The organism is Streptomyces sp. NPDC087901, from assembly GCF_044742205.1.
Classification (GTDB): domain Bacteria; phylum Actinomycetota; class Actinomycetes; order Streptomycetales; family Streptomycetaceae; genus Streptomyces.
This window is the reverse complement of the sequence record NZ_JBIUUC010000003.1, coordinates 392664-405136: the sequence shown is the minus strand read 5'-3', so window position 1 is coordinate 405136 and position 12473 is coordinate 392664. Positions and strand designations below refer to the sequence as shown.

Here is a 12473-nt window from a genome sequence, read left to right as displayed (position 1 = left end):
GCCGACCCTGATGCCCTCACCCGCACGGACGTGTGACGATCAGGTCATGCCAGCCGCCACGCCCCGAGCCGCAAGCTCCCGCATCCCCGACCTGGAGGAGCCGCCCCAGCGCAAGCTGTACCGCAGCGCCGACGGACGGCTGCTCGGCGGCGTCGCACGCGGTCTCGCGGGACACCTCGGGCTGCCGGTCGCCTGGGTGCGGTTCGTCTTCCTCGGGCTCTTCCTCGCGGACGGCCTCGGCGCGCTCCTGTACGCCGTGTTCTGGATCGTCGTCCCGCTCGGTGTCGGCGGCGTGGACGGCCCGCGGTCCGTCTTCGAGACCGCCCCCGACGGCACCCGCCGGCTCCGCAAACCCGACAAGGGCCAGGTCTTCGCCCTCATCGCGCTGCTCATCGGCGCCCTGATCTTCGTCGGCAACGTCGACATGGGCAGCAAGGCCGACCGCTACATCTGGCCCACCCTGCTCATCGGCGCCGGCTCCGTCCTGGTGTGGCGCCAGGCCGACAACGCCCGCCGCGCCCGCTGGATGGAGGTCGGCAGCCGCCGCCGGGTCCTGCACCTGGCCCGCGGCCTGGCCGGCGTCGCGCTGGTCGGCCTGGGCCTGGCCGGCTTCATGGTCGTCCGCGGCTCCGCCGCCCAGCTCGGCAACGTCCTCACCGCGGCCATCGCCGTGCTCACCGGCATCGCCCTGCTCGCCGGCCCCTATCTCGTCCGGATGACCCAGGACCTCTCCGAGGAACGCCTGATGCGCATCAGGGCCCAGGAGCGCGCCGAGGTCGCAGCCCACGTCCACGACTCGGTGCTGCACACCCTCACCCTGATCCAGCGCAGCGCCGAGGACCCGGGCGAGGTCCGCAGACTGGCCCGCGCCCAGGAACGCGAGCTCCGCAACTGGCTCTACAACCCCGAGGGCACCGGGAAGGACGAGGACGACGAGCCCGAGACCCTGGCCGAGGCCGTCAAACGGGCCGCAGCCGAGGTCGAGGACAAGCACGGCGTCCCGCTGGAGGTCGTCGTCGTCGGCGACTGCCCGCTCGACGAGAAGCTGACCGCACAGATGCAGGCCGCACGCGAGGCGATGGTCAACGCCGCCAAGTACGGTGGCGAGGGCGGCGCCGTCCAGGTCTACGCGGAGGTCGAGGGCCGCACGGTCTTCGTCTCGGTGCGCGACCGGGGTCCGGGATTCGACCTGGATTCCGTACCGGGGGACAGAATGGGCGTACGAGAATCAATCATCGGCCGGATGCAGCGCAACGGCGGTACCGCACGGCTGCGTTCGGTGCCCGGCGGGGGCACGGAAGTCGAGCTGGAGATGGAGAGGACGAGCGATGAACGTGACCACTGAGGCGACCGGGAGCCACGAGGGCCCGGAGCGCCGGGTACGAGTCGTGCTCGTCGACGACCACCGGATGTTCCGCACCGGCGTACAGGCCGAGATCGGCCGCACCGAGGAGACCGGTGTCGAGGTCGTCGGCGAGGCCGCCGACGTCGACCAGGCGGTCACCGTCATCACGGCGACCCGCCCCGAGGTCGTCCTCCTCGACGTCCATCTCCCGGGCGGCGGCGGCGTCGAGGTGCTGCGCCGCTGCGCCCCCTTCATGGGCGCGGTCGAGAACCCGGTGCGCTTCCTGGCGCTGTCCGTCTCGGACGCCGCCGAGGACGTCATCGGTGTCATCCGCGGCGGCGCCCGCGGCTATGTCACCAAGACCATCACCGGCGCCGACCTGGTCGACTCGGTCTTCCGGGTCCAGGACGGCGACGCGGTGTTCTCGCCCCGGCTGGCCGGTTTCGTCCTCGACGCCTTCGCCTCCACGGACGCGCCCCCGGTCGACGAGGACCTCGACCGGCTGACCCAGCGCGAGCGCGAGGTGCTGCGGCTGATCGCCCGCGGGTACGCGTACAAGGAGATCGCCAAGCAGTTGTTCATCTCGGTGAAGACGGTCGAGTCGCACGTCTCGGCGGTGCTGCGCAAGCTCCAGCTCTCCAACCGGCACGAGCTGACCCGCTGGGCGACGGCCCGTCGGCTGGTCTGAGACCGGCGGGCCCGTCACGCGTCGTGCCGCGTCTCCGCTCAGGCGGCCGGGCGTTCGGGGTCGAGCGAGATGTTCAGCTTCTCGCCGATCCGGCGGTAGCCGATGGCCGCGTAGATCCGCTCCACCTCGGAGTCGCCCGGCTCCAGCCACACCACCCGGCAGCCCCGCGCGAACGCCGTCTCCGTCAGATGGACGGAGAGCGCGGCCCCGATGCCGCGGCGGCGGAAGTCCGCCGCGACCGCGAGACCCGCCAGCTCGCTGAGACCGTCGACGGGGACCGAGCAGCCGCCCGCGCCTGCCGGGGTGCCCCCGACGGTCGCGAGGGCGGCGACCCCGCCGTCCGCCGCGGCGGTGCGCAGCCACTGGGCCGTACCGGCCTCCGGCTCGCCCGTCCCGCCGTAGCCCAGGTGCTGGACGAGGGCCGCGGCGTCGAACTCCGCGTCCGTGGCGGGCTCCGCCATCACCAGGCCGTCCACCGGCTTCGGCGGCAGCAGACCGCCGGGGGCGCAGGCCAGGAGCGGGGCGCGGTTCTCCACGGTGAACCCGGTGGCCAGCAGGGCGGGTTCGACCGCCGGCGCCCAGGTGGGCAGGAACTCCAGGCGCGGCATCCGGTCCAGTTCGCGGAAGGCTGCGATCAGGGCGTCGAGTTCGGCGGGCGTCGGCTCGGCACCCTGGTCGGGGATCGCGTAATTGGCGTACTTCAGGGACCAGTTCGGGTTGTAGCGGATCACGAACGGGCCGACCCGGACGTGGTCCGGTGAGCGGAGCGTGAGCGTACGGGCATGGTGCTGGACGTCTGCGTCCATGGGCATGTGCGAGTGTCCTTCTGGCCGTTCCGGTCGGAGCCGGGAGCTTAGCCCGACCGGCACACGGGGGGCGGCGTCGGGCTCATGCCACCCGGGTCGCTCCCGCGAAGGGCATCTGGTCGATCGGTGCGACGCGGACCGGGGCTCCCGGGCGCGGGGCGTGGATCATCTGGCCGTTGCCGATGTAGAGGCCGACGTGGGTGACGCCCGAGTAGAAGAACACCAGGTCCCCGGGGGCCAGTTCGGAACGTGAGACGCGCCTGCCCGCATTGATCTGGGTGTACGTGGTCCGGGGGAGCGAGACACCGGCGGAGCGGTAGGCGGCCTGGGTGAGGCCGGAGCAGTCGAACGAGGAGGGGCCGGTGGCGCCCCACACGTACGGCTTGCCGAGCGCGGTGTACGCGAAGGCGACGGCTTCCGCGGCGCGGGCGTTGGGCGCCTGGGCCGATCCGCGCGGGGCGCTGCGGCCGGCGTGGGCGTCGCCGCGGCCGCCCTCCGAGGCGTCGTAGGAGGCGCGCTCGGCGGGGGAGAGGCGGGCCAGCAGCTGCCGGGCCTCGGCGAGTTTGGTGCGGACCGTCGCCTTGTGCTTCTGCAGGGCGGCCTGGCGGGCGGCGAGCTCGGTCAGCTGACCGGCGGCCTCGGCACGGACCTGGGCCACGTCCGCGACCTGGCGCTGCACGGCGCGGACCTCGGTGGCGCGCCGCTCGCCGGCCCGGTCCACGTACGAGGCGCGCTGGAGGTACTGGTCGGGGTCCGAGGAGAGCGCCAGCTGCACGGCGGGGTCGATGCCCCCGGAGCGGTACTGCGCGGCGGCGTACGAACCCAGCGCGTCGCGTGCGGTGTTGAGCCGGTCGGTCCTGCGGGCGGCCTCGTCGCGCAGGGCGTCCACGGACTTGGCGGTGGCGGCCGCCTTCACCTTCGCGCCGTTGTACTGCTCGGTGGCGACCTCCGCCTCCCGGTACAGCCGGTCCACCTCGGCCTTGACCTGCGCGGGGGTCGGCGCCGGATCGGCGTGCGCGGATCCCGGCAACGCGGCAGCGGTCGCGGCCCCGGCGAGGGCGAGCGTCGCTGCGGTGCGGGCAGCAGAGCCGGTGTACGGGCGCTGCTTGGGTTTCCGGTGCGCTGCCACGAGGGCGGGCGTCCTTCCTTTCGACGGCCCGCCGGGGTCTACCGACGGGCCCGCCCGGCCCGGCGGCGGGCCGCCAACAGGGGGAGCGGCCCGCCGCCGGAACCTCAGCGGGGTGACCGGGAACGCCGTCCGGGTGCGGATCGGCGGTGTGCCGGCCACCTGCACAGGGACGCTAAACCCGGGACACGGGAAAGAGTTGTAATGACGCTTATTGTCTGAACTTGGCGTTGCGTTGTCGCCGGATGATCGGAAAAACTGCATCAGAGTCAGGCAATTGGTGCATCTCGCGGTCAAGTGGTCACTTAGGTCGACCGGGCTGCGGAGTGCTGATATGGCCGGGGCTAGGCTGCGGAACCATGCGTGTACTCATCGATGTCTTCGTCGCCCTGCACATCATCGGCATCGCCTCCCTGCTCGGCGGTTTCCTCACCCAGATGAAGGCGATGGGCGCGGGCACGGCACGGTTCGTCCCGGCCATGCTGCACGGCGCGCTGACCATGCTGGTCACCGGCATCGCCCTGGTCGGCCTCGACCAGGCCGACGACCACCCCGTGAACAACGTCAAGATCGGCATCAAGCTGCTGATCCTGGTCGTGATCCTCGGGCTCGTCTACGTCAAGCGCGACGAGGAGAAGGTCGACAAGCGCCTCTTCGCCGCGGTCGGCGGACTGACGATCGTCAACATCTTCATCGCCACGCTCTGGACCTGAGCCGGATCACCGGCCGCACGAGACGCCGCTGCCCGGACCCCAGGGGGTCCGGGCAGCGGCGTTTCCGTGTACCGAAGCCGCCCTGCTGGATCAGCGCTCGGGCTCAGGTGCGGGCAGGCTGTCGCCCTGTGCGGGGGGCGGCGCGCACGGCGGCTCCCCAGCGGCCGCGGCGAGGCCCTGCCGCAGGCGCGTGAGGCGCGCGATCTCCGCGTCCAGGGTCGTCAGCCGCTCGGCCACGACGTCGCTGAACCCGCCGGCGCCGCCGGAACAGGATGCCGCCGACGGGTCCTGGACGAGGAGGTCCAGGCGGTGGGCGCGGCGGCGGATGTCCTCCAGCGTGAGGCCCAGTGCCAGAAGACTGCGAATGACGCGGACGCGGGCCACCTCGGCGCAACCGTACTCACGCTGACCGGATGAGGTGCGTGGCGCCACTCCCAGCAGGCCGCGGGCTTCGTACAGGCGCAGCGCGCGGGGTGTGGTTCCTGACGCCGCCGCTGCCTCACCGATCCGCATGCCCGCTCCGCCCTGTCCTACAACTCCACGATCGTCGCCCCGAAGGAGCGGCCCGCGATCAGTCCGGGCAACGCCCCCGGGGCTTGCTCCATTCCCTGGACCGGGGTGTACGGGAACCGGATCTGCCCCGCCCGCAGCCAGTCTCCGAGGCGGGCCTCCCATTCCGCCTCGACATCCGGGTGGTCCCCGCCGCTGTAGCCGGCGATCGTGATGCCGCGGGTCAGCAAGCGGTAGGTGTCGAGCACGGCCGGCGCGCTCCCGCCCGCCCGGTCCGGGGACAGCTGCCCGTCCAACGCGCCCACAAGGGCGAACCGGGCGCCCCGGTTCGCCGCGTGGACGGCGGCCGTCAACTGCTCGCCACCCACGGTGTCCAGGACGACGTCGATGCCGTCCGGCGCCGCCTCGGCGAGTTGACCCTCGAGCGGGGCCGCCCCGCGCAGCACGGTGGCGTCGTAGCCGAGTTCCCGCTCCAGCCGCTCGGCCTTGTCCGGTGAACCGGTGCTGCCGATCACCCGGGCGGCACCGAGCAGCCGGGCGATCTGGCCCGCCATGGTGCCCACAGCGCCCGCGGCGCCGGTCACGAACACGGTGTCGCCTTCCCGGACACCGGCCAGCCGGGTCAGTGCGCCGTAGGCCGAGGAGCCCTGGGCGAGATGGGCCACCGGGTCGGACAGGGCGCCGTCCAGCAGGCGGCACTCAGCGGCGGCAGGCGTCGCGTACTCCCGCCAGCCCTGGAGGTGCAGCACCAGCCGGCCCTTCTCCAGCGGCCCGTCGGTCACTTCGCCGATCGCGGGGCCGAACAGGGTGTCGCCGGGGTGCAGCGGCGGCAGCGGGACATCGCGTGTCTCACCCCCGATGAGGGTGCGCAAGCCCGGGAAGACGAGGAAGTGGGTGTTGCGGACCAGTACCTGGCCGGCCTCGGGACGGGGGACGGGCGCCTCTGCCAGAGTGAAGTCGCCGGTGACCGGCAGTCCATCGGGGCGGCGGGCAAGGCGGACAAGACGATGCGTCGTGTTCATGGCCGGACGCTAAGCCCTGACCCATGGGTCAGGGGCAAGGGCCGGCATCAGGGCGGTTTCCGCACACCGGCCGGTCACCTCCCCTGCCGGCCGGTGCCCCCACACTTGCGCGCACCAGGAAAAAGCGGCACGTGGCGAAGGCGAACCGGACACGGAGTGATGACCGCCCCGTGTCCGGCACCCACAGGTGAAGACGCGAGTCAGCCCGGCCGCACGCTCCCGTAGATCGGCATGTAGAAGATCGACTCCTCGCGCACGTTCGCCCCCGGCTTCGGCGCGTGGATCATCATGCCGTCGCCCTTGTAGATGCCGACGTGGCTGATGTCGTCGTAGAAGAAGACCAGGTCCCCCGGCTGCAGATCCGCCGTGGCGATCCGGGTACCGACGTTCACCTGGTCCCAGGTGGTCCGCGGAATGTCGACGCCCGCCGCCTTCCAGGCCGCCTGGGTGAGCCCCGAGCAGTCGTACGAGGCCGGGCCGGTCGCCCCCCAGACGTACGGCTTGCCGAGCTGCGCCCTGGCGAACGCCATCACCTTCTCGGCCTTGGTCGAGGCGTCGGTGTCCGAGCCCGAGCCGGTGCCGGTGCCCGTGCCGCTCCCGGTGTCCGTACCGCTTCCGGTGCCGGCCTCCTTGGCGGCCTCCTCGGCCTTGCGGGCGGCCTCGGCCTTGGCGGCGGCCTGCTTCTTCGCCAGTTCCGCGGCCTTGCGCTCGGCCTCCGCCTCCTTCTTGCGCTCCAGCTCCGCCAGGCGCGCCTTCTCCTCGGCGGTCAGCTTCGACAGCAGGCTGCGGGCCTCGGACAGCTTCGTCTGGACGTTCTGCTTGCTGGTGCGCAGCGTCGCCTGCGACTCGGTGAGCGTCTCCAGGCTCGCCACGGCTTCGGCCCGCTGCTTGGACGCCTTCGCCTGCTGCGTACGGAAGTCCGACACGGCGCTCGTCTGGCGCTCGGTCATCCGGTCCATGAGGTGGGTCTGGTCGAAGAACGACTGCGGGTCGTCGGCCAGGAAGAATGTGGCGGTCGGAGCGAGGGCGCCGCCACGGTACTGGGCGGCGGCATACGTGCCGAGTGTCCTGCGGGCCTCGTTCAGCTTCTCGGTGCGCCGGGCGACATCGTCCAGCAGGGTGTCCACCTTGGAGCGCTGCTTGGTCGTCGCCTCCTTCGCCTGGTTGTACTGCTGGGTCGCGGAGCCCACCTGGCGGTAGAGGTCGTCGACCTTTTTCTGCACGTCCTCGATGCTGGGCTTGGGGGCCGGGGCGGCCAGTGCGCTCTGCGTGGACAGCAGAGTCACCGACGCCAGCGCGGCCGTCGTGAGCCCGACGGCGGGGCCGGTGTTGCGCACCAGGGTGCGCGGTTTGCGATGCGACGCCAAGGCCGGCATCTCCTTCCGTGGACCGCCTACCGGGTTAGCTGTCGGGTTCGGGCGGAACGGAAGGCTGCCCTACGGTCCTGGTGGGGGATTCGGACCGATTCACCCCGGTGATGCGTGTGGGTCCCCGGTTCCGGACTCCTGATGCGGAGCCCGAATTCGGCGTGGACGCCCGCTCGGCGTGGATCGCCTCTGGGGGTTCGGGCCGCCCGAACGAGCACGCTAGCCAACTCATGGTGCCGCTGTGAAGGTTGATGTTCGATATGCCCGATACATTTTCGTGACCTCGACGGATCGGGGCGCTGCGGAGCAGGTGGGGCCGTAATTCCCCCACTCCGTGCGGTCCACTGCTAGCTCTGTGTGCCCGGTCGTGAGTGCGTGGTTGGTCACTCGGGCCCGGAGTGTCAGTGCGCACGCCTAGACTCGGGAGGCGATGAGCAGCCTCTTTGACGACAGTTTCCTGGCCGGCCTCCAGCACACGGAGGAAGGGCCCCCACCGCCCCCCGAGGGCTCCGCACCCGAAGCGGTGCCGGAGGACCTCTTCGCGGGCGTTTTCGACGGCCCCCCGCCGCCCCGCGACGCGTACTACCGCGACGGGGCCCACCGCCCCGTCGTCGACGCCGCCGCGCTGCTCGACGGGCTGAACACCGAGCAGCGCGCAGCCGTCGTGCACGCCGGGTCCCCGCTGCTCATCGTCGCCGGTGCCGGTTCGGGCAAGACCCGTGTACTGACCCACCGCATCGCCCACCTGCTGGCCGAGCGCGGGGTGCACCCGGGCCAGATCCTGGCGATCACCTTCACCAACAAGGCCGCGGGCGAGATGAAGGAGCGCGTCGAGCAGCTCGTCGGGCCGCGGGCCAACGCCATGTGGGTCATGACCTTCCACAGCGCGTGCGTGCGGATCCTGCGCCGCGAGTCGAAGCGGCTCGGCTTCACCTCGTCGTTCTCGATCTACGACGCCGCCGACTCCAAGCGCCTCATGGCCCTGGTCTGCCGCGATCTCGACCTCGACCCGAAGCGCTTCCCGCCGAAGTCGTTCACGGCGAAGGTCTCCAACCTGAAGAACGAGCTGATCGACGAGGAGACCTTCGCCGGTCAGGCCGCGGACGGCTTCGAGAAGACCCTCGCCCAGGCCTACGCGCTGTACCAGTCCCGGCTGCGCGAGGCCAACGCCCTGGACTTCGACGACATCATCATGACGACGGTGCACCTGCTCCAGGCGTTCCCCGACGTCGCCGAGCACTACCGCCGCCGCTTCCGGCACGTCATGGTCGACGAGTACCAGGACACCAACCACGCGCAGTACACCCTCGTACGCGAGCTCGTGGGCCCGGCGGGCGAGGCCGACGCCCCGGGAGAGCTGTGCGTCGTGGGTGACGCGGACCAGTCGATCTACGCCTTCCGCGGCGCGACCATCCGCAACATCCTTCAGTTCGAGGAGGACTACCCGGACGCGACGACGATCATGCTGGAGCAGAACTACCGCTCCACGCAGACGATCCTGTCCGCGGCCAACGCCGTCATCGAGCGCAACGAGAGCCGTCGCCCGAAGAACCTCTGGACCAACGCCGGCACCGGCGCCCGGATCACCGGATACGTCGCGGACACCGAGCACGACGAGGCGCAGTTCGTCGCGGACGAGATCGACCGGCTCACGGACGCCGGGGACGCGAAGGCGGGCGACGTCGCCGTCTTCTACCGTACGAACGCCCAGTCCCGCGTCTTCGAAGAGATCTTCATCCGCGTCGGTCTGCCCTACAAGGTCGTCGGCGGAGTGCGCTTCTACGAGCGCAAGGAGGTCAGGGACGTCCTGGCCTACCTCCGGGTCCTCTCCAACCCCGAGGACACCGTCCCGCTGCGGCGCATCCTGAACGTGCCCAAGCGCGGCATCGGTGACCGGGCCGAAGCGATGATCGACGCCCTGTCGATGCGCGAGAAGATCTCCTTCCCGCAGGCGCTGCGCCGTGTCGACGAGGCGTACGGCATGGCGGCCCGCTCGACGAACGCGGTGAAGCGGTTCAACACGCTGATGGAGGAGCTCCGCACGATCGTGGAGTCCGGCGCCGGACCGGCCGTCGTGCTGGAGGCCGTCATGGAGCGGACCGGCTATCTCGCCGAACTCCAGGCGTCGACCGACCCGCAGGACGAGACCCGGATCGAGAACCTTCAGGAACTCGCCTCCGTGGCCCTCGAGTTCGAGCAGGAACGGGCGGAGGAGGAGGGCGCGGGCACGCTCGCCGAGTTCCTGGAGAAGGTCGCGCTCGTCGCCGACGCCGACCAGATCCCCGACGAGGACGAGGACGGCTCCGGTGTCGTCACGCTGATGACGCTGCACACCGCCAAGGGCCTCGAATTCCCCGTGGTCTTCCTGACCGGCATGGAGGACGGCGTCTTCCCGCACATGCGTGCGCTGGGACAGGTCAAGGAGCTGGAGGAGGAGCGCCGGCTCGCCTACGTCGGAATCACGCGCGCCCGCGAGCGGCTCTATCTCACCCGGGCGGCGATGCGCAGCGCCTGGGGTCAGCCCTCGTACAATCCGCCGTCGCGGTTCCTGGAGGAGATCCCGGACCAGCACCTGGAGTGGAAGCGCAAGGGCCCGATGGCGGCCCCGGCGGGACCGACGGCGGGCATCACCTCGTCGCTCTCTGCGTCCCGCTCGCGCTCCGGTCCCTCGGGCTTCGCGACCCGGCGGACCTCGGACAAGCCGACGATCACGCTGGTGGCCGGCGACCGGGTCACCCACGACCAGTTCGGTCTGGGCACGGTGACGGCGGTCGAAGGCATCGGGGACCAGGCCAAGGCCACGGTCGACTTCGGCGACGAACGGCCGAAGAAGCTGCTGCTGCGATACGCGCCGGTCGAGAAGCTCTAGCGGTCTAGCGCCCGCGAGGGCGTGACTGCCGGGGCGGCCGGGGCGGCCGGGGCGTTCTGCCCCGGCCGTTGCGCGTGCGCCGGGGCAGTCAGGTCAGCCGGGGCAGTCAGCTGGGTCAGTTCGGGTTGACGTTGTGGCTGCGGAGCCAGGGCAGCGGGTCGATGGCCGCGCCGCCGCCGGGTCGCACCTCGAAGTGCAGGTGCGGGCCGGTCGAGTTGCCGGAGTCGCCGGAGTGCGCGATGACGTCACCGGCCTTGACCGAGCCCGAGCGGATCCGGGTGCTGCTGAGGTGGCAGTACCAGGTCTCGGTGCCGTCGGCCGCGGTGACGATGGCCATGTTCCCGTAGGCGGTGTTGAACTGCGTACGGACGGTGCCGTCGGTCGCCGCCATCACCGGCGTGCCGTAGTCGACGGGGAAGTCGATGCCCGTGTGCACGGACATCCAGTTGACGCCCGCCTGGCCGAAGTACGCGCTGAGCCGGTGATTCGCGACCGGCATGACGAACTTGGGGCGCAGGGCCTCCTTGCGGGCGGCCTCCTCCGCACGCTTCCTCTTCTCGGCGGCCTGCCGCGCCTTCAGGTCGATGCGCTCCTGGGTGCGGCTGGCGCGGTCGGCGAAGTTCTCCGCGTCCGCGCTGAGGTTGGCCAGCTGGGTGTCCAGCTTGTTGTTGGCCGCGACGGGCTTGACCGTGCCGGGGTCGGCGGCCGCCATCGACGTGGTCTCGTCCTTCTTCTCCTCGCCGCCGCCCATACCGCCCACTGACGCCGCGGCGATGCCCGCCACGCTCATCACGCAGGCGGACGGAACAGCGACGGTGAGGAGTGCGGACCGCTTCGCGGGGGAACGCCTGCGGCTGCGGCTGCCGCCACCGCTGCGGGTGACGGGGCGGCCTGCGGGGCGCCGGCCGGCGGCCGGTGCGGAGTCCGGGACGGCGGCGGAATCGTCGTCGCGGGCGTGGTCGTGGGCGTGGTCGTCCGGCTCGGGCCCGGTGCCATCGGAGGCCTCTGCGTCGAGGTCCGTCTCCGGGAGGCTGAACTCGGCGGTCCGGTAGGGCTCGTACGGATCGTAGGAGGCCTGTTGCTCGTAGGTGGTCTCGTGAGAAACCTGCTGCTCGTACGGCGTCTGGTGGGAGGCAGCCTGCTGTTCGTACGGCGTCTCGTGGGAGGCCTGCTGCTCGTACGCCTCGTTGGCCATGTACGGATGCTGGGCCGTTTGTTCGGATTCGTGCGGCATCGTCGCGGTGTGCATGGCGTGCGAGGTTTGCTGTTCGTGCTCGGGCGTGGCGCCGGTGTTCCAGGCGGTGGCGTCGTACGCGCCGGTGTCGTATCCCGCTGTTCCGGTGCCGGCCCACTGGCCGTTCTGGTGCCAGGCGGTGGTGTCCCACTGACCGGAGGAGTCCGGGGCGCCGTGCTGGGCCGGGACCGCGTGGCCGTAGCCGCTGTCCGCCGGGATCCAGGTCGCGCCGGTGTCGTACTGCGGGTCGGCGTCGTACGGGTGCTGCTGCGGAGGCTGTTGCGCGGTGTGGGCCGTGTAGTCGGCGGAGAGGCCGTACTCGGCTGTGTGGTGTGCGCCCGTGTCCCACTGGGAGGCGTCGTACGTGCCGCTGTAGTCGGCCTGGCCGCTGCCGTACGGGTCGGCGTAGGCCGTCGCGGTGTCGTAGTTGCCGTCGTAGTTGCCGGGAAGGGAGCCGAAGAGCGGGTCGCTGTCGAAGCCGCCCATGGAGTGGCCGTCGTATCCGGCGTACCCGGCGTGGGGGTGCTGGTCGTTCACCAACTTCTCTCTCGCCTCGACAGCAGGACCAGTGTGTCCGGGGTCCGATGGGGACTCCGGGGGAAGCAGTGGCCGCGACTGTACCCGGCGGTATGCGACGCCGACAATCTTCGACGCCTTCCGGGCGCTCAGGAATCGGGCAATCGGCCGCCTTTCGACGGGCTGCTCACACAGCCTTGGCTCTACGTTCGAGGTTCGTTCGATTTGCGGGCGCGGTGGACTGTTGACGGGGCGGCGCGAGGCTTCGGAAATGTCG

General features: G+C 71.3%; 10 protein-coding genes and 1 riboswitch. Of the genes, 4 read left to right on the top strand and 6 right to left on the bottom strand.

What is annotated here, in order from left to right:
- Nucleotides 1-46: 46 nt before the first annotated feature.
- Nucleotides 47-1345, top strand: a complete 1299-nt coding sequence (locus tag ACIOEW_RS11370; RefSeq protein WP_401963382.1) for a PspC domain-containing protein — start codon at nucleotides 47-49, stop codon at nucleotides 1343-1345.
- The gene (locus ACIOEW_RS11365; protein ID WP_362546110.1) at nucleotides 1329-2033 is read left to right on the top strand and encodes a response regulator transcription factor; all 705 of its coding nucleotides are present in this window, start codon (nucleotides 1329-1331) and stop codon (nucleotides 2031-2033) included. Before ACIOEW_RS11370 ends, ACIOEW_RS11365 begins: the two co-directional genes overlap by 17 nt.
- A 38-nt stretch (nucleotides 2034-2071) precedes the next feature.
- Here the strand turns inward: ACIOEW_RS11365 and ACIOEW_RS11360 are convergent, their stop codons facing one another.
- A complete protein-coding gene (locus ACIOEW_RS11360) occupies nucleotides 2072-2845 on the bottom strand; it encodes a GNAT family N-acetyltransferase (RefSeq protein WP_401963380.1) in 774 nt (257 codons plus the stop codon).
- A gap of 76 nt (nucleotides 2846-2921) precedes the next feature.
- Entirely contained in the window at nucleotides 2922-3968 is a 1047-nt protein-coding gene (locus tag ACIOEW_RS11355; protein ID WP_401963378.1) for an NlpC/P60 family protein, read from the bottom strand.
- 356 nt (nucleotides 3969-4324) lie between these two features.
- Here ACIOEW_RS11355 and ACIOEW_RS11350 point away from each other — a divergent pair, with 356 nt between their 5' ends.
- Entirely contained in the window at nucleotides 4325-4678 is a 354-nt protein-coding gene (locus tag ACIOEW_RS11350) for a hypothetical protein (RefSeq protein ID WP_401963377.1), read from the top strand.
- 90 nt (nucleotides 4679-4768) lie between these two features.
- On the opposite strand, the gene ACIOEW_RS11345 is transcribed toward ACIOEW_RS11350, so the two are convergent.
- The 3 genes from ACIOEW_RS11345 to ACIOEW_RS11335 form a co-directional block, all read right to left on the bottom strand.
- Nucleotides 4769-5191 carry a MerR family transcriptional regulator gene (locus ACIOEW_RS11345; RefSeq protein ID WP_362546122.1) on the bottom strand — a complete coding sequence of 141 codons (423 nt, stop codon included), beginning with the start codon at nucleotides 5189-5191 and terminating at the stop codon, nucleotides 4769-4771.
- A gap of 17 nt (nucleotides 5192-5208) precedes the next feature.
- A complete protein-coding gene (locus ACIOEW_RS11340; protein WP_401963375.1) occupies nucleotides 5209-6210 on the bottom strand; it encodes an MDR family NADP-dependent oxidoreductase in 1002 nt (333 codons plus the stop codon).
- Between the two features lie 200 nt (nucleotides 6211-6410).
- A complete protein-coding gene (locus tag ACIOEW_RS11335; protein WP_401963373.1) occupies nucleotides 6411-7586 on the bottom strand; it encodes an NlpC/P60 family protein in 1176 nt (391 codons plus the stop codon).
- Nucleotides 7585-7749: riboswitch (cyclic di-AMP (ydaO/yuaA leader) on the bottom strand. It overlaps the preceding gene by 2 nt.
- 258 nt (nucleotides 7750-8007) lie before the next feature.
- On the opposite strand from ACIOEW_RS11335, the gene pcrA reads away from it, so the two are divergent.
- A complete protein-coding gene (pcrA, locus tag ACIOEW_RS11330) occupies nucleotides 8008-10446 on the top strand; it encodes a DNA helicase PcrA (RefSeq protein ID WP_401963371.1) in 2439 nt (812 codons plus the stop codon).
- Nucleotides 10447-10561: 115 nt separating this feature from the next.
- Here the strand turns inward: pcrA and ACIOEW_RS11325 are convergent, their stop codons facing one another.
- Nucleotides 10562-12217 (bottom strand): M23 family metallopeptidase, encoded by a 1656-nt coding sequence (locus ACIOEW_RS11325; protein WP_401963369.1) that lies wholly within the window; start codon nucleotides 12215-12217, stop codon nucleotides 10562-10564.
- Nucleotides 12218-12473 lie beyond the last annotated feature (256 nt).